Origin of the sequence: Flavobacterium lacus (assembly GCF_003268815.1) — a bacterium.
Lineage (GTDB): Bacteria > Bacteroidota > Bacteroidia > Flavobacteriales > Flavobacteriaceae > Flavobacterium > Flavobacterium lacus.
Map to the genome: position 1 here is coordinate 40,867 of NZ_QLSV01000009.1, position 23,928 is coordinate 64,794.

Genomic DNA, 23,928 nt, shown 5'->3' on the forward strand with positions numbered 1-23,928 from the left:
ACTTACAAACGCAATTCAATGAAAAATGTTGCCATTATTATGGGTGGATACTCTAGCGAATATCAAATTTCGCTTACTAGCGGTGGTGTTGTTTATCAGTATTTAGATAAAACAAAATATAATTTATTTAAAGTTCATATTTTTAAAAATAAGTGGGTTTATGTAGATGAATTAAACGAAGAATTCCCAATTAATAAAAATGATTTTTCTATTGAAGCAAATGGAAAAAAAATAACATTTGATGTCGTTTTTAATGCTATTCACGGAACTCCGGGCGAAGATGGTTTGATGCAAGCTTATTTTGAATTACTAGGAATTCCGCAAACGAGTTGTGACTATTATCAATCCGCTTTAACGTTTAATAAAAGAGATTTACTTTCGGTTTTAAAACCATATGGAATTAAAACAGCGACTTCTTTTTACTTAAATTTAGGTGATGAAATTGATTTGGATAAAATTATTGAAACAGTTCAATTGCCTTGTTTTGTCAAACCAAACAAATCCGGTTCCAGTTTCGGAATTTCGAAAGTAAAAACAAAAGATGAATTGCTTCCGGCAATTGAAAATGCATATAAAGAAGACAATGAAATTATCATCGAAAGTTTTTTAGATGGTGTAGAAGTTTCGGTTGGAGTAATAAATTATAAAGGAAAAGTAACTGTTCTTCCTATTACAGAAATTGTTTCTGAAAATGATTTTTTTGATTACGAAGCCAAATATTTAGGAAAATCACAGGAAATTACGCCCGCCAGAATTAGTGAGGAATTGAAATTAAAAGTAGAAACGGTAGCCAAAAAAGCGTATGAAGTGTTGAAAATGAAAGGATTCTCCAGAAGTGAATTCATCATCGTAAACAACGAACCGTATATGTTGGAAATGAATACCATACCGGGTATGACCACCGAAAGTATTTTGCCACAACAAGCTGCAGCAGCAGGAATTTCGCTTACAGAATTATTTGACAACGCAATTGAATTGGCTTTAGCTAAATAAAAAAACTATGAAAAAAGCAATATTCCCAGGCTCATTTGACCCAATAACAAATGGACATTTCGACATTATCAAACGTGGAATTTCACTTTTTGATGAAGTTATTGTGGCAATTGGCGTGAATGCCGAAAAAAAATACATGTTTTCACTCGAACAACGAAAACAATTTATTGAAGACGCTTTTAAAGATTCTCCAAAAGTCCGCATAATCACTTATGAAGGACTAACCATCGATTTATGCAAAAAAGAAAAAGCTGAATTTATTCTAAGAGGTTTACGAAATCCAGCCGATTTTGAATTTGAAAAAGCAATCGCTCATACCAACCGAAAATTATCTAAAATTGAAACGGTATTTTTATTAACTGCTGCTAACACTTCTTATATCAGTTCAAGTATTGTTCGTGACGTAATTAGAAATGGTGGTGATTATAGCGTTTTGGTGCCAAATTCAGTGAAATTATAGTTTACAGTCGCAGTTTGCTAGTTAGATCTTCTGAAAAGTGAGACTGAGACTGCGACTGAAAACTCATTCCTCCTCTTTCTTAATCACTTTTCTCGCAATTTCGATTTTGAACTTTTTCCCTTTCATTTTTTCGTCGCGGATGTTGGCTAGAAATTCTTTCACTTTCTTCGATTTTACGGCGGCAAACGAAATAAAATCTTTTACTTCAATCAAACCTAAATCACTTTTGTCAAGTTTTCCTTTTTGAGAAAAGAAACCAACAATATCAATTTTATTCAATTTGTTTTTCTTTCCACCGCTAATGTAAATGGTTTGAAATTCAGGTGGTTTTGGCAAAGTTGATGCGTTTTCAACATTCAAAACAGGCATTCCATAATCTAAATACTCCATTTTTTTCTCACTCTCATGAGCAATAATATAAGCCGTACCGGAAGCTAACATCCGTGCCGTCCGACCGTTTCTATGTGTAAACTCATCTTCTTTTGATGGCAAATGATAGTGAATGACGTGCTTCATTTCCGGAATGTCCAACCCACGAGCGGCTAAATCGGTGGTGATTAAATAACTCACACTTCCATTTCTAAACTGAATCAACGCTCGTTCTCGTTCGTCTTGATCCATTCCTCCGTGATAATAGGTGGCGTAAATTCCTTTTTCGCATAATGTATCACTGATTCGTTCGGCTGCATCGCGATGGTTGCAAAAAACAATGGCAGATTGCGATTTTAGGGAGCAAATTAATTTAAAAAGCGAATTGATTTTATCCTTTTCCTTAGAAATAACCATTTTCATCGAAAGATTTGAATTTTCTTCCTCTGTGGGAATAAAATCTAAAACCGTTGGATGGAAAACCCCTGTATATTTTGGAATTTCAATATCCGAAGTTGCCGAAACAAGGACACGTTTATTCAATTTTGATAACTTCGAAATGATAAACTTCATTTGTTCATGAAAACCCAATTGCAACGATTTATCAAATTCGTCTAAAATTAACATCTGAATAGTATTGACTTTAAACGTTTCCCGTTCCAAATGATCGGCTATTCTACCGGGAGTTCCGATTAATACAGCCGGCGGATTGGATAAATTCTTAATTTCAGTATCGATGGAATGACCACCATAACAAGTATTGACTTTGTAATCAGTTCCCATTTTTTTCCAAACTTGTTCAATTTGCAGACCTAATTCGCGTGAAGGAACCAGAATTAAACATTGAACACTTTTAATTTCAGGTTGCAATAATTGAAAAATAGGCAATAAAAATGCTAGTGTTTTTCCCGAACCTGTTGGCGAAAGCAACAAAACATTGGCATCATTTAAAATAGTTTCCTGAGCTATTTCTTGCATTTCATTCAAGCTTTCAATGCCTAAATTCAAGAGTAAATTGTTGGAATGAGGATTTGTATACATTTTGCAAAGATAGTGTGAAATATTGTTTTTTTATGTTCAGTTGTAATATTGAGTATACTCGACTCGTTGAAAGTTTTAAATTGATTTTTATATTTTAAAAGGAAAACCGATAAAAAAAATTTGATAAATGAAAATAATACACACAATTTCAATTCTATAAATTTTTATAATCTGTGTTCAAAAATTAACAATAAGCGGATTTGGAATTAGAACATAAAGTCAATAGATTTGAAAACATAAAAATATACTATGCGATTTCTGATATTATTTTTGTTTTTTAGTAATTTGACATCTTTTAGTCAAACTATTACACCATTTTTAACTCCTTACGAAAAAGGAAATAAAAACCAAACTGCAACGTATCAAGAAGCGATTGAATTCTATACTTCATTAAGCCAGAAATATGAAACTGTCAAATTGATGGAAATGGGTCTAACCGATTCAGGTGAACCACTTCAATTGCTCATTTTCAATCCTGAGAAAGATTTTGATTTGAAGAAAAATCAGAATAAAGCAATGCTGTTAATAAATAACAACATTCATCCCGGCGAACCCGATGGTGTTGATGCCACCATGATGTTAATTCGAGACTTAGCAATCGGAAAAATTAGCGTTCCAAAAAACACAATTATTGCTGTAATTCCTTTTTATAATATTGGTGGAACCTTAAATAGAAATTCATTTTCCAGAGCGAATCAAAACGGACCGGAATCCTATGGTTTTCGCGGAAATGATAGAAATTTCGATTTAAATCGCGATTTTATAAAGTCCGACACAAAAAATGCAAGAAGCTTCGCTGAGATTTTTCATTTGGTAAATCCGGATGTTTTTATTGACAACCACGTGAGCAATGGTGCTGATTATCAATATGTGTTGACCTACATTCAAACCCAACATCAAAAATTAGGAACCGATTTAGGGAATTATTTAAAAGATCAAATGACTCCAAAAATCAGAACACAATTATTGAAAAAGAAAATTGAAAGCATCCCGTACGTTACCGTTTATGGTGCAACTCCTGAAAAAGGTTTTACACAAATGATGGATTTGCCACGCTATTCCACCGGATATGCTTCACTTTTTCATACCATTGGCTATATGCCGGAAACACATATGTTGAAAAAATACGAAGACCGTGTGAAAGTTACTTATGAATTTATGTTAGAAACTATAGCACATACCGATGCTAATTATCTAAAAATAAAAGAATTAAGAAATAAAAATCAATTTGAATTTAAAGCCGGGAATCAATATACTTTACAATGGAAAATTGATAGTACAAAGGTGGAACAAATTGATTTTTTAGGTTTTGAATCAGGTTATAAAAAAAGTGAAATTTCAGGAAAAGACCGATTATTTTACGATCAAAAGAAACCTTTTAAAAAGCAAATTCCATATTATCATTATTATAAACCTCAAAAACAAGTTGAAATACCTTCAGCTTATATCATTCCAAAATCATGGTGGAATGTCATTGATTTGCTAAAATTGAATAAAGTGGAAATGGTTCAATTAGATAAAGATACGTTGATTGAAGTTGAAAAATATAAAATTGCAGATTACAAAACTTCAACTTCTGCTTACGAAGGACATTATCAACATTCAAATACAACCGTGAACAAAATGATTGAAAAAATAGTATTTAAAAAAGGTGATTACTATATTCCAACCCAACAATTCGCTGTTAAATATTTAATGGAAACCTTAGAACCCGAAGCACCCGATTCATTTTTTAATTGGAACTTTTTTGATGCTATTTTACAACAAAAAGAAGGCTATTCGACGTATGTCTTTGAAGATTTGGCAGTTGAAATTTTAGCTAAAATTACAACTTTAAAGGAAAAATTTGAAAAGAAAAAAGCAGAAGATAAAGCATTTTCAGACAACGGCTCTGCTCAATTGGATTGGATTTATAAAAACTCAGATTATTATGAATCTTCACACCTCACTTATCCAGTTTATCGTGTGATGAACTAATTAAATCAATTCTTTTTCGAAAAGTAATTTAATATTTTCATACGAATTGGTTAAACAAGTTGCAATATCATCTTGTTTGATCCATTCTACTTTTTCAATTCCTTCATCGGCTTGACCAACCATTTTTCCGGTATAACTCGTTTTCATTTCAAACCAATGCGTTATTTTTAGTTTATAACGACCGTTTCGTTTAAAGATGTGATACGTTTTGCTTAGTTTTCGTGTAATTTTTAAACCTTTTACACCGGTTTCTTCTTCTACTTCACGTATCGCGGTATCTTCAATTTCTTCGCCTTTTTCGATTCCGCCTTTGGGTAAATCCCATTTTTTATTTCTAAAAATGAATAAAACTTCATTCTCATCGTTTAAAACTAAACCTCCTCCTGCTTTTTCCACCGGAATTTTTGACTTCAGTTTTTTAAGAATTTCCTTTTCATTCGGATGATATAAAAAAGCCTTATCAACTTTATTTTTAAAGATTTTGATAATAAGTTGCTTTATATCAACACTATCCAACAAAAAAAGCTGAAAATCAGTTTCCTTTTGAATTTGATTTGTCAAAAAAAGTGGCTTGTCGTTCACAAAAACTTTATACATTTGTACTATGATTTTTAATAAAGATACAGCAAAAAAAACGTCCGAATTGCTTTTACAAATAAACGCAATTAAATTAAATCCCAAAAATCCTTTTACATGGGCTTCGGGATGGAAATCACCTATTTATTGTGATAATCGGATAACACTCTCATTTCCACCGATTCGTAATTACATCCGTGAAGAATTTTCTAAAAACATTGAAAAACAGTACGGAAAACCTGACGTAATTGCCGGAGTTGCCACCGGAGCAATTGGTATTGGTATGCTTGTTGCAGAGTATATGGGACTTCCTTTTGTTTATGTTCGACCGGAACCCAAAAAGCACGGTCGTTTAAATCAAGTGGAAGGATTTTTACAAAAAGGTCAGAGTGTTGTTGTCGTAGAAGATTTAATTAGCACCGGCGGAAGTAGTTTGCTCGCCGTGGAAGCTTTAAAAGCAGCAGGTGCGAATGTCAAAGGAATGGTGGCGATTTTTACCTACGGCTTTGATGTTTCTGTTCAAAACTTTAAAAATGCGAATGTTGAATTGCATACACTTTCTAATTATGACAATTTATTAGAATTAGCTGTAGCAAAAAAATACATCACCGAAGAAGAACAGCACACTTTGCAAGAATGGCGAGTGAGTCCTTCTACTTGGGGTGTGGAAGTTTAGATTTAAGAAAATAGAGAAAAGAAAATATAAATCCAGTCTAGGAATAACAGAATACAGCTAACTGAAAACCGACAACTGACAACCGATAACAGAAAAAAAATGAATTTAGAAAGTCCAAAAGTTACTGTAGAAAAATCAGCTCAGTATTTATTTGAGTCGTTGAGCGATGTTCGCAATTTTGAAAAATTAATGCCGGAAAGCATCGCAAAATTTGAAGTAACCGGAGCAGATTCGTTTATTTTCGGTTTAAAAGGAATGCCGGAAATTAAATTGAAAATGAAAGAAAAAAATGCTCCAAGCCAAGTCGTACTAGGAGCTGCTTCAGATAAATTACCTTTTACCTTAACGGGAAATATCAATTCACTATCCGAAAATAGTTCGGAAGTTCAATTGTCGTTTGATGGTGATTTTAACCCGATGATGGCGATGATGATCAAAGGTCCAATTTCAAAATTTATTGAAACGTTGGCAGCAAATATGCACAAACTATAAGTATATCAGTTCTATTTATTCTGTCCTTTTCTTTTTAAAAATACATATTTTGTATCTTTGAAAGAAAAGGACATGAAATTCTACCTTCTTCCATTATTTTTATTGTTTTCAACTGTTACTTTTTCTCAAACGGACATTCGAATTTATGACATCATAGAAGCTGTTTCAGCTAACCGTTTACAAAAAGACATCACTACACTCGCCAATTTTGGCACTCGCAACACTTTTAGTGATACCATTTCAAACACAAGAGGCATTGGAGCTGCTCGCAGATGGATAAAATCGGAATTTGAAACAATTTCTAAAGATTGCAAAAATTGTCTTCAAGTTTATTATCAAAAAGATTTTGTTACGACAAATGTGGGTGAACGCGTCCCAAAAGACAGTTGGGTTGTGAATGTAGTTGCCATTCAAAAAGGAACAAAATACCCCAATCGCTATATTATTATGACCGGTGATATTGACTCTAGAAATTCAGATACAATGGACTATGAAGGCGATGCTCCCGGTGCAAATGATAACGCAAGCGGAATGGCCGGAACGATTGAAGCCGCTCGGGTTTTATCCAAATATACTTTTGAAAATAGCATCATTTATTTAGGACTTTCCGGTGAAGAACAGGGTTTATTTGGTGGAAAAGGTTTTGCCGATTTTGCCAAGAAAAATAATTGGGAAATTATTGGTGTGTTGAATAATGATATGATTGGCAACATTGAAGGTGTTGACGGTGTGATTGATAACCGCAGTTTTCGAATATTCTCTGAACCTACGCCACCTACAGAAACAGAAAAAGAAAGAAATTCGAGAAGATTTTATGGTGGCGAAGTGGATGGAATTTCGCGTCAATTGGCACGTTACACCCACAAACAAATTCAAACCTATATGCCGGAAATGAATCCAATGCTAATTTACAGGTTGGATCGTTTTGGCCGAGGTGGACATCACCGTCCGTTTAATGATTTGGGTTATGCCGGAATCAGAATTATGGAAGCACACGAAAATTATAATCGTCAACATCAAAATTTACGAACCGAAAACGGAATTGCTTTTGGCGATGTTTTGGAAGGTGTCAACTTTGATTACGTAGCCAAATTAACTGCCGTGAATGCGGTTGTTTTGGCCAATTTAGCCTGGGCACCACCAGCTCCGACGAAAGTACTGATTGGCGGAATTGTTGAACCCAATACAAAATTACGTTGGGATAAATCGAATGAGGAAACAGTTGCAGGTTATAAAATTTACTGGCGAAACACTACAGCTCCGCAATGGGAATTCAGTCGCTACGTTGGCAATGTTGATAATTTTGAATTGAAAGGAATTGTAATCGACAATTTCTATTTTGGTGTTGCAGCTGTTGGAAAAAATGGGCACGAAAGTATCGTCGTATTTCCGAGTGATATTATTCGAAAAACATTCAGAACCAATTAATTTTCGTGAATTATCGCATCATAAATTACTTGTTGAATGTCTTCTCTAATATTTTTTTGGGATAAGAGGTTTTTATCGGCATTTGGATATGTTCTATTCGATAAGAAAATATAAACCAACTCTTGCTCCGGATCAGCCCACGCCATTGTTCCTGTAAACCCCGTGTGACCAAAACTCGTCATCGACGCACAACCGCATGTTGGTCCTGATTTTCCTAATTGCGGTTTATCAAATCCGATTCCGCGACGATTTCCATCCGGACAATAATAGCACGTATTAAAAACATCGAACGTTTCTTCGCTAAAAAAACGTTGACCGCCATAAGTACCTTTTTGAAGAAAAAGTTGCATAATTTTAGCCATATCCATCGAATTCGAGAAGATACCGGCATGACCTCCTACTCCACCTTCCATAGCCGCTGTCATGTCGTGCACATAGCCTTGAATGGTTTTGTAACGGTAATAATTATCATCTTCGGTTGGTGGAATAATGCTCATATCAAACTTTTGCAACGGATTGTAAAGCGTGTTATTGGCTCCTATTTTTGAATAAAAATTCTTCTCACTCAATTCATCTAATGATTTTCCGGTAGCTCTTTCAATATAATTTTTCAGAATAATAAACGTGAAATCGCTGTATTTATACTCTTTTTTAGGCAACAATTTACTGTTTGCTACAAGTGTTAAAATGGTGTCTTGGTAATCTTTTCTCAAATATAAATTTTCGGCCACTTGAAAAGGGAAATCTTCACTAAATGTTTTTCTATAATATTTGTCCGATGGTTTGTTGTTTTTATCTAGTGTTTTTTTGTAAAAAGGAATCCACGCCTGCAAACGAGCATAATGCGAAAGTAAATCTTTAAAGTTGATATTTTCTTTATCAGTTCCTTTGAAAACCGGCAGCATTTCACCTAATTTTGAATCTAGATTGATCGTTTTTTTATCATACAATTGCATCACATTGGGTAATGTAGAAACAATCTTTGTTAACGAAGCTACGTCATAAATATCTGAATTTTTAACTTCAACCTGCTTGTCATACCCATGAAACCCAAACGATTTTTGATAGATAACTTTACCTTTTCTGGCCACTAAAATTTGTCCGCCCGGTGTCATTTTTTCGTTGATAGCTTTTTGCATAATTAAATCAATATTGGTTAAAATGAACGGATTCATTCCCACATTTTGTGGATGTGTAAAACCTAGTCGATTAATTTTTTCGGTTGACAAACCATGATTTACTTTAAACTCATCATTAATGGTTACAGGCAATTTCCCTTTGGCTTGAATGGCCCCAAAAATCAGTTGAGCAGTTACATTATGAGCAATTTCATTATTCTGATAGGCAACGATTACACCATCTATATTTTCAAAAGAAGGAATAGCACTCAACGCATACGGTTTTACAAAACAGGTTAAAATAACTTTTTTACGCTTAGCAATTTCAGAAATCCACAAAATTTCTTTGGCCGTAAAATCATGTTTTTTCCAGGCTCCGTCTGCTTTATGAAATCCGATAATAACTTTATTAAAATCATTTAATTGAGCTAATAAAGAGTCAAGGTTTTCATTTGAAACCTCTGTTATTTCAGCATATTTTTTTAATGTTTCAAAAAAAGTTTCATGTGAATCGTCGCCAAATTTAACATAAGCAATTTTTTCTTGATCCAATTCTTTAATTGGTAAAATCGCCAGTTTATTTTTTATAACGGTGATACTATTTTCATATAGTTTATACAACAAAGCTTCATCTTCTTGTGTATTAATTTGCGTTGATAAATTTGTAAGTTCAATTGGTTTCTGATTTTTTAAACCTGCTTTAAATTTATACTGCAAAATCTTTTTAACAGAAGATGCCAATCGTTCTTCAGTGATTGAGGCAATATCATACGCTTCTTTTATTTTTTGAATGGCTACGGGAACATTTTCAGGAAATAAAAGAATATCATTTCCAGCCAAAAAAGCAGCTAAATCAATATCTCCCGGACTTTTGAAATTACTGGCTCCTTTCATATTAAGAGCGTCGGTGAAAATTAATCCTTTAAAGTTTAATTCTTCTTTCAATAAATTAGTAACAATCGGATAGGAAATGGAAGATGGAAATCCTTTTCGAGCTTCAAAACTGGGCACTTCCAGGTGAGCAACCATCACACTTGCTAGTCCTTTACTGATTAGTTTTTTATAGGGCAATAATTCCACTTCACGAATATGTTCTTGCGTAAAATTTACCACCGGCAGTGTATAATGCGAATCGGTTGAAGTGGCACCATGACCAGGAAAGTGTTTACCGGTGGCAAAAACACCATTTCTTTGTAAACCAGTCATTAACGCTAACGCTCGGTCGGAAACTTTTTCTTTATCTTCACCAAAAGAACGATTACCGATGATTGGATTTTTTGGATTGGTATTGATGTCTAACACCGGTGCAAAATTAAAATGCACACCAATTCGTTTAGACTGAAGTGCCATCTGTTTGCCCGTTTCTTCAATTAATTTTAAATCCTGCACGGCTCCTAATGTCATATTCCAAGGAAAACGATTGACAGAATCGAGTCGCATACTTAGCCCCCATTCCGCATCAATTCCAATAAATAAAGGAGTTTTAGCTAACTTTTGAAAACGATTTGTCATTTGAGCTTGACGAACGGGTCCGCCTTGAAAGAAAATTAATCCGCCAATTTTTTGTTCTAAAATTAATTTATCTAATGATTTGATATGAGCCGAATCTTTATTGGAATAGGCCGCAACCATAAAAAGTTGACCGATTCGTTCTTCAACTGTTAGCGAATTATAAATACTATCAACCCACTTTTTTTCTAAAGTCGTAGTTGAAACATAATCAAACTGAGGAATTTCTTTTTTTATTGGTTTAACTGAATTTGTTTTGATAGAATCATGTTCAGTTTTTACTACTGCTTTTTGTCTGACTTTGTTGGTGGCACAATTGACAACAACAATCAGAATAAGTAATAACGGAATGATTCGAACAAATTTGGATTTCATAAAAATGATTTTCTCTTTTGATAAATATCAAATTTGATGCCTAGGTTTATAGTTCCATCAAAAAATAGACTTATAACCAACAACAAATAATAAAGTAAAGGAAATTAAATTAAACTATCAAAAGTTTTTAGAAGAATCGGCTGTGCCAACTATCTTCTGCGGGGACTTCCCAACTTTCTTTCCATTCTTCAATAGTATTAACGAGATTATTAAAAACTATTGTGTTAGCAGAAACAGCTTTTTCTTTAGCCATTCGTTTAAAGTCTAAAAGCGACTTATGAGTGAGGAATTCACCTTGTTTATAGGTTACATTCATTTTATCCAACAAATCAACTTTATAATTTTGTTCTAATGATTGAATAAATTCAACGGATTTATCGATGGAACAACCAGTGGCTTGTTGCACTTCTTGATTAACCGCAAGAATAATAAAACGATTGTATTTTGTAATGAAGGAAGCTTCTAACGATGTCCCGTGAGCAGCCCACTCTTCCACAAAAGCCTGAAGATCAGTTTCTATTTCAACAACTTCTTCATCCGAAAATTTTCGGTTCGACTGATAAATCCAAATTCTGGATTCTTCGGGAAGATTTTCAAAGGGAATGTACATTTTTTTTAGGGTAAAGGGTGATGGGTAAAGGGTGATGGGTTAGAAAAAGTTTCTTTTACCCAAAACCTATCACCCATAACCTAATTTATAAATCTTGTGCGTTTGCGATTAATTCTGCTATATCCATGACTTTTATTGACGCTTCTTTTTCTTTGTTTTTTACTCCGTCAGTCATCATCGTATTACAAAACGGACAACCGGCAGCAATGATATCCGGCTTTGTTTCTATAGCATCTTCGGTTCGTTCGATGTTGACTTCTTTGTTTCCGGGTTCTGCATCTTTAAACATTTGTGCTCCACCTGCTCCACAGCATAGTCCGTTGGCACGGGAACGTTTCATCTCAACCAATTCGACATCTAATTTTTGGATTAATTCTCTTGGTGCTTCATATACATTATTAGCTCTTCCCAAATAGCAAGGATCGTGAAATGTGATTCGTTTTCCTTTGAATTGTCCACCTTCAATCGTTAATCGTCCATCATCTAACAATGATTTTAGAAATTGGGTATGATGCATTACTTCATACAAACCACCCAACTCCGGATATTCATTTTTGATGGTATTGAAGCAATGCGGACAAGCCGTTACAATCTTTTTCACTTCATACGCATTCATCACCTGAATGTTCATCATGGCTTGCATTTGAAATAAAAATTCGTTACCGGCTCTTTTGGCTGGATCTCCGGTACAACTTTCCTCTGTACCCAAAACCGCAAAAGGAACATTGGCACGATTTAGAATCTTGACGAATGCTTTTGTTATTTTTTTTGCTCTGTCATCAAAACTCCCTGCACAACCTACCCAAAATAAAACTTCGGGTTGTTTGCCTTGAGCCATCATTTCTGCCATGGTTGGCACTGTTAGATTTTCTGCCATTTTTTTTAGATTGTTGGATTGTTGAATTATTAGATTATTAGATTTTCGAAAAGATTAAAAAATCGAAAAATCTAATTACCGAAAAATCGCATACTACTCGTGATGTTCATCATCAAAAACTTGAATCGTTACTTCTTTTTCTACCAAATCGGTAAATTTTCCTCTGTATCGAGTCGCCTTCACTAAGTGATTGTCAATCCAGTGGTAGTTACCTCCTCTCGGTTTTCCCATCACCATTCCGTGGTATTTGAAACCGTGTTGTTTTAACCATGTTTCGGTATATTCTCGGTGAGCTTCGGTTCTTGAGGTAAAAAAGAAGATAATATGCCCTTCATCATACCATTTGTTCAACGTAATTAATGCATCAGGATACACTTCTGCTGTGAGCATTCTTTCCGGTTCTTCGTTAGGGATATCGTCACAAATGGTTCCGTCGATATCGATTAAATAATTCTTAATTCCCTCAGGTAAAATCGGGCTTAGATGTTGCCCGTTTTCGGTTACCATTTGTAACTTCTTGTCAATGTCTTCCGCTTTCATTTTTAAATTTTAAGTTAGTTTCACATTCATTAAACACGTTCCCAAGCCTCACATATATGGGAATTTGTTTGGATTATATATTAATTTTCGTCTTTCCAGTTCAAGCGATCCATTTGGTTGTATTGCCATGGAGCACCGTTATTTTCAATGTTTGTCATCATTGCATTAAGTGACATTGGAGCCGCACTTTGTTCCATTACTAAATACCTTCTCATATCCATAATGATTGATAATGGACTAATGTTGACCGGACATTCTTCTACACAAGCATTGCACGATGTACACGCCCACAATTCTTCCGGAGTGATGTAATCATTTAACAATGACTTATTATCGGGAACATAAACGCCTTTGTTTAGATCAATATTTTTACCCACTTCTTCCAAACGGTCTCTTGTATCCATCATGATTTTACGAGGAGACAATTTTTTTCCGGTTTGGTTTGCCGGACAAGCGGATGTACATCTTCCACATTCCGTGCACGTATAGGCATTAAGTAATTGTACCCAATCTAAATCCTGTACATCACTGGCTCCGAATTTGGCTGGCACTGCATCAGGATTTGCGGGAGCAGCAAAGGGATCTGCGGATGGATCAAGCATCAATTTTACTTCATTGGTTACACTTTCTAAATTATCAAATTTTCCTTGCGGATTCAAGTTGGCAAAATAGGTGTTTGGAAAAGCCAATAAAATATGCAAATGTTTAGAATAATAAAGGTAATTTAGAAACACTAAAATTCCGCAAATGTGTAACCACCAAGCGGTTCGTTCGATAATGATGACAACTCCTTCGGATAAACCATCAAAAACGGGTGCAATGAATTGACTTATTGGAAAACTTCCGGCTTCATTATAATGATGTACTTCCATCTGTTGTAACCATAAATCGGAAGCATTCATCAATAAGAATAGAGACATCAACACAATTTCGAAATATAAAATATAATTGGCGTCACTTTTTGGCCAAGTTTTCATATCAGAATTCACAAAACGGTTGATCTTGATACTATTTCTTCTTAGCCAGAAAATAATAACCGCTAAAATTACTAAAACGGCTAAAATTTCAAAAGAAGCAATTAGTACATTATAAAAACCTCCCATAAATGAAAAAACACGGTGCGTACCAAAAAGGCCGTCGATAATGATTTCCAATAGTTCTAAATTGATGATGATGAAACCTACATAAACAATAATATGGAGAATTCCGGCAATTGGACGCTTTATCATTTTTGATTGACCTAGTGCAATCATGGCCATATTTCTCCAACGTTCGGATGAATTATCTTTGCGATTAACATCTTGTCCAAGTTTAATATTGCGGATTACCTTTTTTACGTTTAATGCAAAATAGCCAAAACCTAAAACTAAAATTATCGCAAATAATATGTTGTCTAAATAACTCATAAAAGTTAATTTTTTGTAGTTGTTGAATCGCTAACTGTTGGAGCTACGTAGGGTTTATTTTTTTTTCCAAACAAAGAAACATTAACATACCGGGTTGGATTTAAACGTACATCTTCCAGCAAAAGCTCTAGTTCTTTGGATGCTTTGGTGAAATTGGTGTACATTTCATCATCTTTCAACAACTTACCCATTGTTCCGTTACCGGATTCTAAATTAGCCATGATTTTATCAACATTGGCTAGTGTTTTTTCTAAATTTTCAACCGTTTGCTTCAAGTTTGTTTGGGCCAAAGAATCTGACAATTTTTCAAAATTAGTTGAAACTTTCTCAAAATTAGACACTACATTATTTAGTTTACCTTTATTAGTGGCCAAGATTTCGTTTGCCGAACTGGAGGCTTCGCTCAAAGATAGTAGCGTTTTATTTAATTCTGCAAAACTATTTCGCAAATCTTTTTTTGCTTTTTCATCTAAAACATCATTAATGTTCATTAAAACACTATCAGCACTTACCATTACTCTTTCAATTTTTTCTTGCAATGGTGTTAATCGTTCTGATACTAAATCAGTTAAACCGGGTTTTACACCCCCTTTTAAAAAGTCACCATCAACTGCTAATGATGCATCATTTAAATCCAGCACAATCTGTACTTGTTTACCGCCAATGAGTCCTGGTTCGTAAATTCTGGCTATACTTGATTTTGATATTTTAAAATCAGTGTCAATTTGAAGTTCAACTTTAAGTTTTCCAGAATCATCTAAAAACTTAATTGATTTGACTTTACCAATTGTTAATCCGTTTATGGTTACCGGTGCAGAGGACATAAGTCCTTCAACATCATCATAAAGCACATAGAAAGTTTTATGTTTAGACAATATGTCTGTTCCTTTTAAAAAGCTATATCCCCAGATAAATAATAATATGGCTGAAATAACTAATATCGCTGTTTTAATTTCTCTTGATAATTTCAATGGATTGTATTTTTAAACAAATTTATAAAACTTAATTCATTTTACTGTTTTAAAGCTTCTTGAATGGTTATTTTTTTTCCGTTTTTAAAGGCAACAATAAAAGCTGAATCGTACCCTTTGCTTTTTGCTTCGGCCAAATATTGCCTCGCTTTTTCATAATCAGAGGTTTGATTAAAATAATATTTATACAATGCATTTTCAGCAATTACAGAAATTGGATCTAAACCTTTAAAATTTTTGGGCACTAATTCTAATTTTGTGCCACTCGCTGAAATTTGAACCTTAAACACAACCCCTTTGCTGTCAACTGCTTTAACTTCTTCCCTTGGTTTTGGTACATCTTGAACAACAGGAATTTCTGCGCTTGTTTTTTCTGGTTTTTCTTCCACCATTTGAGCTGAGCTTCCATAATATTCTTTTTTATAGGATAAAATCGCTTCGGCAATACCTTTAGCTAATTCATCTTGACCTCTTTCAGAGTTTAAATATTCTCCCTCCGGTCTGTACGAAAGAAAACCTAACTCGGTGAGTACGCTAGGCATGGCCGTTTGATTTAAAACTAAGAAAGGACCTTGCTTTACCCCTCTATTTTTTCGCTCTAATTTATTGGTATATTCATTTTGAATTTTCGTAGCAATAGTAATACTTTGATCGAGGTATTCTTCTTGCAGAAGTGTTATTCCGATTATACTTTCGGGGGATTTAGGATCATACCCTTCATATTTCATTTTATAATCACTTTCTAAGGTAATTACAGCATTTTCTTTCTTAGCTACTTCGAGGTTGGAGGCATTTTTAGTTAGACCCATCACAAACGTCTCTGTTCCATAGGCTTGTCCTTTGGGTGCTGCATTACAATGAATAGACAAAAACATATTTGCGTTGGCACGATTAGCTATCCTAGCCCGTTCTATTAATTCAACAAACACATCAGTTTTTCGGGTATAGACAACCTGAATTTCGGGATATTTTTCTAGATGTTTTCCTACTTTTAAAGCAACAGCTAAGGCGATATTTTTTTCGATAAATCCGTAGTAATTTGCTCCCAAATCTTTTCCGCCGTGTCCTGCATCTAAAACAACTTTAAATTTGTTATTAGACTGTGCTAAAACAGAAGTTATAGACATGAAAATCAGGAAAAAACCGAATAATTTGATTCTATTTAGGGTGTGCATTTTTTCAAAAGTTAATTTTAATTAAAACTCTACGTTTTAAATTTTATTATTTACTTATTTTTGACCAAAATTAATATGTAAGTTTGGCACTCCAAAAATCAAGCCATAATTTTACAAAAATAGCATTAAAACCTTTGCATACAAACTTATTTTATATCGTTTTATCAGCATTTTTCCTAACAATCGGAATTCAAAAAAATTACGGACAGGATTTGCCTAATAAGTCTTTGCGAATTGAAGCTGAAAAAGCACCTGATAGTCTGATAATCAAAGAAGAAGATTTTACCAGAATTAATGATACAATAAAAAAAGACAGTCTTCCGCAGCTTGAAAAAAAATCGCTTTTAGAGGGCAAAATAAAATATACTGCTGAGGACTATGCTAAAATTGATCAAAAGAACAAACGGATTACTTTGTATAATAAAGCTGAACTCTATTATCAAGATATCGAATTAAAAGCCGGTATCATTATTATGGATTATGAAAAAGATGAAGTTTATGCCGGAAGAATTAAGGATTCAACAGGAATTTATACTCAATTACCTATTTTTAAACAAGGTTCGAATGTGATAGAACCGGATTCTATTCGATTTAATACAAAAACAAAAAAAGCATTAATTTGGAATTCCAGAACCGACCAGGGTGAGTTTCGAGTAAAAGCTGAACTTACAAAAAAAGAAAACGATTCGGTTTATTTTCTAAAAAATGCACGTTTTACAACTTCCAAAGACATTGAGAATCCTGAATATTATTTTCAAACCAATAAAATTAAATTGGTTCCTAAACAAAAAGTTGTAACCGGATTAACCAATATGGTTATTGCTGACGTTCCCACTCCTATTGCGATTCCTTTTGCCTTTTTTCCGATGACCGACACGAGTCAGTCCGGTCTAATTATACCCACATTTCAAGACACAAGACGACAAGGTTATTCGCTGCAAAATGGGGGATATTATTTAGCTTTGAGTGATTATTATGACTTAGCAATCATGGGTGATTATTACACAAACGGTAGTTGGGCACTTCGATTTGAATCCTCCTACGCCTACATGTATAAATTCAGAGGTAACTTCAATATTCGTTTTGAAAATCTTATCCAGAGTGAACGAGGTTTTCCTGATTACAGTAAGTCAAAAATTTACAACATTCAATGGTCACATTCTCAAGATGCAAAATCAAATCCATCCTCTAGATTTTCTGCCTCGGTTAATTTAGGAAGCAGCACATTTTTTCAACAATCTCTTAATCAGGTAAATATAGGTTCCGCTCTAAATAATAACTTGAGCTCATCAATATCCTATTCTAAGACTTTTAATTCTGTTCCGCAAGTGAATATGTCGCTCACCGCCACGCACAACCAAAACTCCAGAACACAAGAAATTAATATGACGTTGCCAACTCTTCAGGTGAGTGTTGATCGAATATTTCCATTTGCTCCAAAAGACGGAGCAAAAAAAGGTTTCTTTAAAAACATTAACTTTCAATACAATTTAAGAGGAGAAAACAGAATTTCAACTACTGATTCTTTGTTTTTTAAACCTGAAATGTTTAGAGATGCAAACAGTGGTTTTCAGCATTCCATTCCGTTAAGTACCAACTTCAAAGTTTTCAACTACCTAAGTGTTACAACGAGTGCCAATTATAATGAAGTATGGTCATTAAAAACAATTAACCGCCGTTTTGATTCAGAGAGTAATACTCTTGTTACAGAAGATGTGAATGGTTTTGATGCCTTTCGAACGTATAATTTTTCCACCAGTGTAGGAACCACAATTTACGGAACATTTAATTTTGGAGAAACAAAAAAAATACAAGGAATTCGTCATACAATGCGTCCTTCTGTTTCGCATAGTTATACGCCAAGTTTTGAACAATATTTTGATACTTATGCCATGGATGCGAGCGGAAGAATGGCTGAATATACCCGATTTGAAAGTGGTATTTTTGGTGCTCCCAGTAATAATTATGCCAATAATTTAGGATTTAATCTTAGTAATACCTTTGAAGCCAAAATAACTGACAAAGACAGTACAAAGGTTGAACCCAAAAAAATAATGCTATTGAATCAATTGAATTTTTCAACGAGTTATAATATGGTGGCCGATTCATTGCGTTGGAATCCCGTTAGAATGAGTGGAGGAACAGCTTTATTTGACAACAAAATGAATGTTAATTTCGGTGCAACCTTGGATCCGTATGCTATTAATGCTGCCGGTAGAAGAATAAATACATGGAATATTGATAACGGAGGAAGCTTATTCCGAATGACGAGTGCCAACATGACCATTAATTATTCTCTTTCAAGTCAAGGAGACAAGAAAAATAATGAGAACTCGCAAGGTTCCCGCAATGGTGGTCGAGAAGATGATTTGTTTGGAACGAATACCGATTTAAGCGATCGAAGACAAAGTCAATTTAAGGATAATGATGGTGAAGATGCTGAAGACAAACCTACTGAATTTTATAACGCTAAATTACCATGGGATTTGACATTTGCCTATTCGTTGACCTACGGCAACAACAATAGAGAAAGTACAATAACTGGTAATTCTGTCATGATTTCAGGAAATATAGACCTGACTCCACGTTGGAAAATGGGTGTTTCCTCCGGATACGATTTTGTTCAACAAGGTGTTACGTTTACCCAACTCCGTTTTGAAAGGGATTTGTTGAGTTGGCGAATGGATTTTAATTGGGCTCCTTTTGGAGATTTTGCCTCTTGGGGATTTTTTATCGGAATCAAATCGTCTGTGTTGAGTGATGTTAAATGGGAAAAACGTGCGTTGCCGGATAGACAGTTGAGATAATCTTTTAACTTTTTTATATCAAATATACATCATCATGAAAAAAATAATTTTTACCGATAAAGCTCCCGCTCCTATTGGTCCTTATAACCAAGCTGTTTTAGTAGGGAACACATTATATACTTCAGGTCAAATTGCGATAAATCCACAATCGGGCGATCTAATTTTAGATTCTATTGAAACCGAAACCAAACAAGTGATGGAGAACATGAAAGCAGTTTTAGAAGCCGCTGATATGAATTTCGAAAACGTTATTAAAACCACTATTTTCATCATGAATATGTCAGATTTTGCTAAGATTAATGGCGTTTACGGTGGTTATTTTGATGAAAGCTTAGCACCAGCGAGAGAAACAGTTCAAGTAGCAGGTTTACCAAAGGGGGTAAATATTGAGATTTCGATGGTGGCGGTGAAGTAGTCCTTTGTTTGTAATCCGTTTTTATGTAATCGGTTATGGTGTAAATTAATCAAGCAACAATCCATTTAACAACAATTGAGCGGTAGCTTCATTGGTGGCTAACGGAATATTATGCACGTCACAAATACGAATAAGCATGTTTACATCCGGTTCATGAGGATGACTGGAAAGTGGATCTTTAAAAAAAAGCACCATTTTTGTTCTTCCTTCTGCTACTCTGCCGGCAATTTGTGCATCGCCTCCTTGCGGACCTGAAAGCATTTTTTTTACCTTAAATCCAGCATTTTCGGCTTTACTTCCGGTAGTTCCGGTAGCGATTAACTTAATGTTTTCATGAAGTAAAATGGCTTTGTTTTTATTTAAAAACTGAACCATATCAGCTTTTTTTCCGTCGTGGGCTATTATTGCTATTTCAGTCATAAGCTAATCTACTATAAATGTAATAGGAATTTTGTGTGATATTCTTATTGGTTGACCGCATTGATAAGCAGGAGTTAATATTGGAAACTTTGAAAACATTTGTATAACTGCCTCTTCTAAAATTAATCCATTTTGAGGACCATCAGCGGAGATAATTTCTAATTTTCCAGCTTCATCGATTTCAAATTCTAGTACTACCTTTCCTTGAATTTTATTGTCAATGGCAAAATCAGGAAAGAAAAACTTTGATTTAATAAATTTCTGCACACTTGCTGTAAAGCATTCTTTATGAGAAAGATTTTTTTCTGAATCACAATTTGGAAATTTTGGTGGAGTTACATTCGGTAAATCACATTCTGCAATGTCTTCAATAGTAACAGCATTAGATTTTCTGTCTACTTTTCTATTTTTTTCTTTTTCAATCTTAGCTTTTTCAACTTTAACCAAATAATTATTCCATTCTTTACTTCTAGAACTTTGGGCTACTGTGTTAAAAGAAATAATTAAAAGCAGTAATTGAAAAAATATAGTTTTCATCTGATAAATTAAAAATTAAAAAAACTAGGATATGAAAAAGAATTTAAAAACTATTTATTCAAAACATGATAAGCTATCAAACCGTCAATTGGTCTTCGCAGCACATTTCCGATTTTAATATCGTATTTGGTTAAAATTTCTTCCAATTCATCTTTTAAATAAAACGCAATTGAACCCACAAAGTGAACATACACATCTTTGCAATTATCATATTGCATGATATAATTTTTGGCAAACTTTTTTAATTCGCTTCTAATAATTTTTTTGCAAAACTCATTTTCTTTATGCTTGATAATAAATTTTGCCAAAGTTGCCAAATACGCATTTGGATTAGGCTCTTTGTACAAATTTGCCTTGATATAATCGGCATCTAAATTAAACTCTAACTCAAATTCTTTGGCAAGTTCTTTAGGCATTTTATTAAAATAATAACCTCTTAATAAGTGTCTTCCAAAACGATTTCCTGAGCCATCATCCATGACAATATACCCTAACGACTGAACTTTTTGATGCAGTATTTTACCATCAAAAAAACTACAATTTGATCCTGTTCCTAAAATACATACAATCGCTTGCTCCTCTTTTGGTGTAGTGGCATAAACAGCGGCATAAGTATCTTCCTGAACATCAACTATGGCATTTTTAAAATAGGATTGAAAAATTTCTTTTAAAAACAGTTTCATCCTATCGGTACCGCAACCGGCTCCGTAAAAAAACAGCTGCTTGACTTTATCTTTATTTTGAGAGATATCAAAACGATCTTCTAAACGACTGATGATTTGTTCTTTATCCAGCACTTCAGGATTTAGTCCTAATGATTGCGTCGTAAATTGTACTTTTCCTTTATCGTCAATGGCAATCCAGTCGGCTTTGGTTGAACCGCTGTCTACTAATAATTTCATGTGGTTGAGTTTGTTTGTTAGAAAAAAAAGTCCTGTTATGTTATAACCACAACAGGACTTTAATGAAAATTATAGTTTTGCGATATGAACAGCTAAATCAATCATTTTACTTGAATAGCCGTATTCGTTATCGTACCAAGAAACTAGTTTGAAAAACGTTGAATTTAAACCAATACCTGCTTTAGCATCTACAATTGAAGTTCTTGGATCTGAGATAAAATCTTGTGAAACCACATCGTCTTCGGTATAACCTAAAATTCCTTTTAACTCGTTTTCGGAGGCTTTTTTCAAAACTGCCATTATTTCTTCGTAGCTTGTTTCTTTGGAAAGTTTCACTGTTAAATCAACGGCTGAAACATCTGCTGTTGGAACACGCATTGACATACCGGTTAATTTTCCATTTAATGAAGGAATTACTTTTCCAACCGCTTTGGCTGCACCGGTTGACGATGGAATCATATTTAATAAGGCTGAACGACCACCTCGGAAATCTTTTCGAGAAGGACCATCAACAGTTAATTGTGTTGCGGTAGTAGCATGAATAGTTGTCATTAAGCCTTCAACAATTCCAAAATTATCGTTGATCACTTTTGCCAAAGGAGCCAAACAGTTTGTTGTACAAGAAGCATTGGAAACAATAGTATCTGCAGCAGTTGCATTTTCATGATTTACACCCATTACAAACATCGGTGCATCGGCAGATGGAGCAGAAATAACAACTTTTTTGGCACCACCATCAATGTGTGCCTGTGCAGTTGCCAATGTGGTAAAAATACCGGTACATTCTGCCACAATATCAACATCAACATCTTTATCATCCCATTTGATTAATTTTGGATCACGTTCTGCGGTAACTCGGATATATTTATCATTAACAAAAAGTTTTCCGTCTTTCACTTCTACTGTTCCTGCAAAACGCCCGTGAACCGAATCGTATTTTAATAAATAGGCTAAATGATCAACGTCTAATAAATCGTTGATGGCAACCACTTCTACATTATCTCTGTTAAATGTTTCTCTAAAAACAATTCTTCCAATTCTTCCAAAACCGTTAATTCCTAATTTTACTTTTGACATTTTATTTTATTTTTGACCCTTATAATAAAGGTCGGTTATTACTCTTTTTTATTATATATTTAAAATTAAATTGACATGATGTCTGATACTTTTAACAATTCTCTATCAATTTCTGAATGACCTTTAATGGCTTGTTCCAAAGGAGTTAATTCAACTTTATCATTGTTTAGCCCAACCATGTAACCTGATTTTCCTTCCAACAAAGATTCAACTGATTTTACACCTAATCTTGAGGCTAAAACCCGATCAAAACAAGAAGGAGAACCACCGCGTTGCATGTGACCTAAAACTGAAACCCGCACTTCATATTCGGGTAAGTTTTGATCGATATAATCTTTCAGTTCAAAGACACTTTTTCCAATTTTATCACCTTCTGCAATTACCACAATGCTGGACGATTTTCCTGAAAGTTTACTTCTGCGAAGGGATTCCAACAAGCGTTCTAATCCCATGTTTTCTTCCGGGATTAAAATTTCTTCAGCACCTGCACCAATTCCTGCATTTAAGGCAATGTGTCCGGCATCTCTTCCCATAACTTCAACCAGGAACAATCGGTTGTGTGAACTGGCTGTATCTCTAATTTTATCAATCACGTCAACCACTGTATTTAAGGCTGTGTCAAAACCTAAAGTGTGGCTGGTTCCAAAAATATCGTTGTCGATTGTTCCGGGAATTCCCATCACAGGAATTCCAAATTCTTTATTAAAGACAAGTGCACCCGTAAAACTCCCATCTCCACCAATAATAACTAATGCGTCAATATTCTCTTTTACCAAATTTTCATAAGCCTGCTTTCTACCTTCTGGCGTCATAAAGTCTTTTGAACGTGCTGATTTTAAAATGGTACCACCTTTATTTACAATATTATGAACAGAACGAGGCCCCATATCTTTAAAGTCACCTTCAATCATTCCTTGGTAACCCCTATAAATGCCCATACATTCTACTTTGTAGTAAGCACATGTTCTAACTACAGAACGTATAGCCGCATTCATTCCGGGAGAATCGCCTCCGGAAGTTAATACTCCTATTTTTTTTATCGTTTTAATCATTTTTTTATGTTTATAATGTAAAGTTAGCAAAGATTAGCGACTTAAAACAGTGCTTTTTTGAGTAATTGACATATTAACCGAAAATCAAACGTTTTCGTTGATAAGTTTTTACTTTATGATTACTA

22 protein-coding genes are annotated in these 23,928 nt (G+C 34.2%); 8 read left to right on the forward strand and 14 right to left on the reverse strand.

Annotation, left to right across the window (positions count from 1 at the left end; translation table 11 throughout):
* Positions 1–18: 18 nt before the first annotated feature.
* Complete coding sequence (locus B0I10_RS10020; RefSeq protein WP_112086377.1) at positions 19–993, forward strand: D-alanine--D-alanine ligase; 975 nt, start codon at positions 19–21, stop codon at positions 991–993.
* A 7-nt stretch (positions 994–1,000) separates the two neighbouring features.
* Complete coding sequence (gene coaD, locus B0I10_RS10025) at positions 1,001–1,453, forward strand: pantetheine-phosphate adenylyltransferase (protein WP_112086378.1); 453 nt, start codon at positions 1,001–1,003, stop codon at positions 1,451–1,453.
* A gap of 63 nt (positions 1,454–1,516) precedes the next feature.
* Here the strand turns inward: coaD and B0I10_RS10030 are convergent, their stop codons facing one another.
* Positions 1,517–2,863 carry a DEAD/DEAH box helicase gene (locus B0I10_RS10030; protein WP_112086379.1) on the reverse strand — a complete coding sequence of 449 codons (1,347 nt, stop codon included), beginning with the start codon at positions 2,861–2,863 and terminating at the stop codon, positions 1,517–1,519.
* Between the two features lie 249 nt (positions 2,864–3,112).
* On the opposite strand from B0I10_RS10030, the gene B0I10_RS10035 reads away from it, so the two are divergent.
* The gene (locus tag B0I10_RS10035; protein WP_112086380.1) at positions 3,113–4,840 is read left to right on the forward strand and encodes a M14 family metallopeptidase; all 1,728 of its coding nucleotides are present in this window, start codon (positions 3,113–3,115) and stop codon (positions 4,838–4,840) included.
* Here the strand turns inward: B0I10_RS10035 and B0I10_RS10040 are convergent, their stop codons facing one another.
* Positions 4,841–5,437: an NUDIX hydrolase gene (locus B0I10_RS10040; RefSeq protein WP_112086381.1), complete on the reverse strand. Its 597-nt coding sequence runs from the start codon at positions 5,435–5,437 to the stop codon at positions 4,841–4,843.
* Between the two features lie 7 nt (positions 5,438–5,444).
* Here B0I10_RS10040 and pyrE point away from each other — a divergent pair, with 7 nt between their 5' ends.
* The 3 genes from pyrE (at position 5,445) to B0I10_RS10055 (ending at position 8,012) form a co-directional block, all read left to right on the forward strand.
* Complete coding sequence (pyrE, locus tag B0I10_RS10045; protein ID WP_112086382.1) at positions 5,445–6,092, forward strand: orotate phosphoribosyltransferase; 648 nt, start codon at positions 5,445–5,447, stop codon at positions 6,090–6,092.
* Positions 6,093–6,191: 99 nt separating this feature from the next.
* The gene (locus tag B0I10_RS10050) at positions 6,192–6,584 is read left to right on the forward strand and encodes an SRPBCC family protein (RefSeq protein WP_112086383.1); all 393 of its coding nucleotides are present in this window, start codon (positions 6,192–6,194) and stop codon (positions 6,582–6,584) included.
* A 72-nt stretch (positions 6,585–6,656) separates the two neighbouring features.
* Positions 6,657–8,012 (forward strand): M28 family peptidase, encoded by a 1,356-nt coding sequence (locus B0I10_RS10055; protein WP_112086384.1) that lies wholly within the window; start codon positions 6,657–6,659, stop codon positions 8,010–8,012.
* Here the strand turns inward: B0I10_RS10055 and B0I10_RS10060 are convergent.
* From B0I10_RS10060 to B0I10_RS10090, 7 genes are all read right to left on the reverse strand, one after another.
* Positions 8,009–11,014 (reverse strand): glycoside hydrolase family 3 N-terminal domain-containing protein, encoded by a 3,006-nt coding sequence (locus B0I10_RS10060; RefSeq protein WP_112086385.1) that lies wholly within the window; start codon positions 11,012–11,014, stop codon positions 8,009–8,011. The two genes, B0I10_RS10055 and B0I10_RS10060, sit on opposite strands and share 4 nt — an antisense overlap.
* 127 nt (positions 11,015–11,141) lie before the next feature.
* Positions 11,142–11,624: an ABC transporter ATPase gene (locus B0I10_RS10065; RefSeq protein ID WP_112086386.1), complete on the reverse strand. Its 483-nt coding sequence runs from the start codon at positions 11,622–11,624 to the stop codon at positions 11,142–11,144.
* Positions 11,625–11,709: 85 nt separating this feature from the next.
* Positions 11,710–12,501: a (Fe-S)-binding protein gene (locus B0I10_RS10070; RefSeq protein WP_112086387.1), complete on the reverse strand. Its 792-nt coding sequence runs from the start codon at positions 12,499–12,501 to the stop codon at positions 11,710–11,712.
* A gap of 93 nt (positions 12,502–12,594) precedes the next feature.
* Positions 12,595–13,041 (reverse strand): LNS2 domain-containing protein, encoded by a 447-nt coding sequence (locus B0I10_RS10075; RefSeq protein WP_112086388.1) that lies wholly within the window; start codon positions 13,039–13,041, stop codon positions 12,595–12,597.
* Positions 13,042–13,121: 80 nt separating this feature from the next.
* The gene (locus B0I10_RS10080; RefSeq protein ID WP_112086389.1) at positions 13,122–14,447 is read right to left on the reverse strand and encodes a (Fe-S)-binding protein; all 1,326 of its coding nucleotides are present in this window, start codon (positions 14,445–14,447) and stop codon (positions 13,122–13,124) included.
* Positions 14,448–14,452: 5 nt separating this feature from the next.
* Positions 14,453–15,418, reverse strand: a complete 966-nt coding sequence (locus B0I10_RS10085; RefSeq protein WP_112086390.1) for an MlaD family protein — start codon at positions 15,416–15,418, stop codon at positions 14,453–14,455.
* Between the two features lie 41 nt (positions 15,419–15,459).
* A complete protein-coding gene (locus tag B0I10_RS10090; protein ID WP_112086391.1) occupies positions 15,460–16,593 on the reverse strand; it encodes an N-acetylmuramoyl-L-alanine amidase family protein in 1,134 nt (377 codons plus the stop codon).
* Positions 16,594–16,676: 83 nt separating this feature from the next.
* Between B0I10_RS10090 and B0I10_RS10095 the strand changes: the two genes are divergently transcribed.
* Positions 16,677–19,400 (forward strand): putative LPS assembly protein LptD, encoded by a 2,724-nt coding sequence (locus tag B0I10_RS10095; protein WP_112086392.1) that lies wholly within the window; start codon positions 16,677–16,679, stop codon positions 19,398–19,400.
* Positions 19,401–19,434: 34 nt separating this feature from the next.
* Positions 19,435–19,815 carry a RidA family protein gene (locus tag B0I10_RS10100; RefSeq protein ID WP_112086393.1) on the forward strand — a complete coding sequence of 127 codons (381 nt, stop codon included), beginning with the start codon at positions 19,435–19,437 and terminating at the stop codon, positions 19,813–19,815.
* 45 nt (positions 19,816–19,860) lie between these two features.
* Here the strand turns inward: B0I10_RS10100 and B0I10_RS10105 are convergent, their stop codons facing one another.
* The 5 genes from B0I10_RS10105 to pfkA all read right to left on the reverse strand — a co-directional run bounded on the left by B0I10_RS10105 (position 19,861) and on the right by pfkA (position 23,803).
* Positions 19,861–20,235, reverse strand: a complete 375-nt coding sequence (locus B0I10_RS10105; protein WP_112086394.1) for a methylglyoxal synthase — start codon at positions 20,233–20,235, stop codon at positions 19,861–19,863.
* A gap of 3 nt (positions 20,236–20,238) precedes the next feature.
* On the reverse strand, positions 20,239–20,772 hold the full coding sequence (locus B0I10_RS10110) for an energy transducer TonB (RefSeq protein ID WP_112086395.1): 534 nt from the start codon (positions 20,770–20,772) through the stop codon (positions 20,239–20,241).
* A 50-nt stretch (positions 20,773–20,822) separates the two neighbouring features.
* Positions 20,823–21,674, reverse strand: coding sequence for a BadF/BadG/BcrA/BcrD ATPase family protein (locus B0I10_RS10115; RefSeq protein WP_112086396.1), 852 nt, complete (start codon positions 21,672–21,674; stop codon positions 20,823–20,825).
* Positions 21,675–21,743: 69 nt separating this feature from the next.
* Positions 21,744–22,751: a type I glyceraldehyde-3-phosphate dehydrogenase gene (gap, locus tag B0I10_RS10120; RefSeq protein ID WP_112086397.1), complete on the reverse strand. Its 1,008-nt coding sequence runs from the start codon at positions 22,749–22,751 to the stop codon at positions 21,744–21,746.
* A 65-nt stretch (positions 22,752–22,816) separates the two neighbouring features.
* Positions 22,817–23,803 (reverse strand): 6-phosphofructokinase, encoded by a 987-nt coding sequence (pfkA, locus tag B0I10_RS10125; RefSeq protein WP_112086398.1) that lies wholly within the window; start codon positions 23,801–23,803, stop codon positions 22,817–22,819.
* Positions 23,804–23,928 lie beyond the last annotated feature (125 nt).

Bases quoted from the DNA above. Each gene is read 5' to 3' on its own strand.
- gap (WP_112086397.1), bottom strand. From the start codon at position 22,751: ATGTCAAAAGTAAAATTAGGAATTAACGGTTTTGGAAGAATTGGAAGA.
- B0I10_RS10070 (WP_112086387.1), bottom strand. From the start codon at position 12,501: ATGGCAGAAAATCTAACAGTGCCAACCATGGCAGAAATGATGGCTCAA.
- B0I10_RS10105 (WP_112086394.1), bottom strand. From the start codon at position 20,235: ATGACTGAAATAGCAATAATAGCCCACGACGGAAAAAAAGCTGATATG.
- B0I10_RS10030 (WP_112086379.1), bottom strand. From the start codon at position 2,863: ATGTATACAAATCCTCATTCCAACAATTTACTCTTGAATTTAGGCATT.
- B0I10_RS10100 (WP_112086393.1), top strand. From the start codon at position 19,435: ATGAAAAAAATAATTTTTACCGATAAAGCTCCCGCTCCTATTGGTCCT.
- B0I10_RS10065 (WP_112086386.1), bottom strand. From the start codon at position 11,624: ATGTACATTCCCTTTGAAAATCTTCCCGAAGAATCCAGAATTTGGATT.
- pyrE (WP_112086382.1), top strand. From the start codon at position 5,445: ATGATTTTTAATAAAGATACAGCAAAAAAAACGTCCGAATTGCTTTTA.
- B0I10_RS10040 (WP_112086381.1), bottom strand. From the start codon at position 5,437: ATGTATAAAGTTTTTGTGAACGACAAGCCACTTTTTTTGACAAATCAA.
- pfkA (WP_112086398.1), bottom strand. From the start codon at position 23,803: ATGATTAAAACGATAAAAAAAATAGGAGTATTAACTTCCGGAGGCGAT.
- coaD (WP_112086378.1), top strand. From the start codon at position 1,001: ATGAAAAAAGCAATATTCCCAGGCTCATTTGACCCAATAACAAATGGA.
- B0I10_RS10050 (WP_112086383.1), top strand. From the start codon at position 6,192: ATGAATTTAGAAAGTCCAAAAGTTACTGTAGAAAAATCAGCTCAGTAT.
- B0I10_RS10075 (WP_112086388.1), bottom strand. From the start codon at position 13,041: ATGAAAGCGGAAGACATTGACAAGAAGTTACAAATGGTAACCGAAAAC.
- B0I10_RS10110 (WP_112086395.1), bottom strand. From the start codon at position 20,772: ATGAAAACTATATTTTTTCAATTACTGCTTTTAATTATTTCTTTTAAC.
- B0I10_RS10020 (WP_112086377.1), top strand. From the start codon at position 19: ATGAAAAATGTTGCCATTATTATGGGTGGATACTCTAGCGAATATCAA.
- B0I10_RS10060 (WP_112086385.1), bottom strand. From the start codon at position 11,014: ATGAAATCCAAATTTGTTCGAATCATTCCGTTATTACTTATTCTGATT.
- B0I10_RS10115 (WP_112086396.1), bottom strand. From the start codon at position 21,674: ATGAAATTATTAGTAGACAGCGGTTCAACCAAAGCCGACTGGATTGCC.
- B0I10_RS10035 (WP_112086380.1), top strand. From the start codon at position 3,113: ATGCGATTTCTGATATTATTTTTGTTTTTTAGTAATTTGACATCTTTT.
- B0I10_RS10055 (WP_112086384.1), top strand. From the start codon at position 6,657: ATGAAATTCTACCTTCTTCCATTATTTTTATTGTTTTCAACTGTTACT.
- B0I10_RS10090 (WP_112086391.1), bottom strand. From the start codon at position 16,593: ATGCACACCCTAAATAGAATCAAATTATTCGGTTTTTTCCTGATTTTC.
- B0I10_RS10080 (WP_112086389.1), bottom strand. From the start codon at position 14,447: ATGAGTTATTTAGACAACATATTATTTGCGATAATTTTAGTTTTAGGT.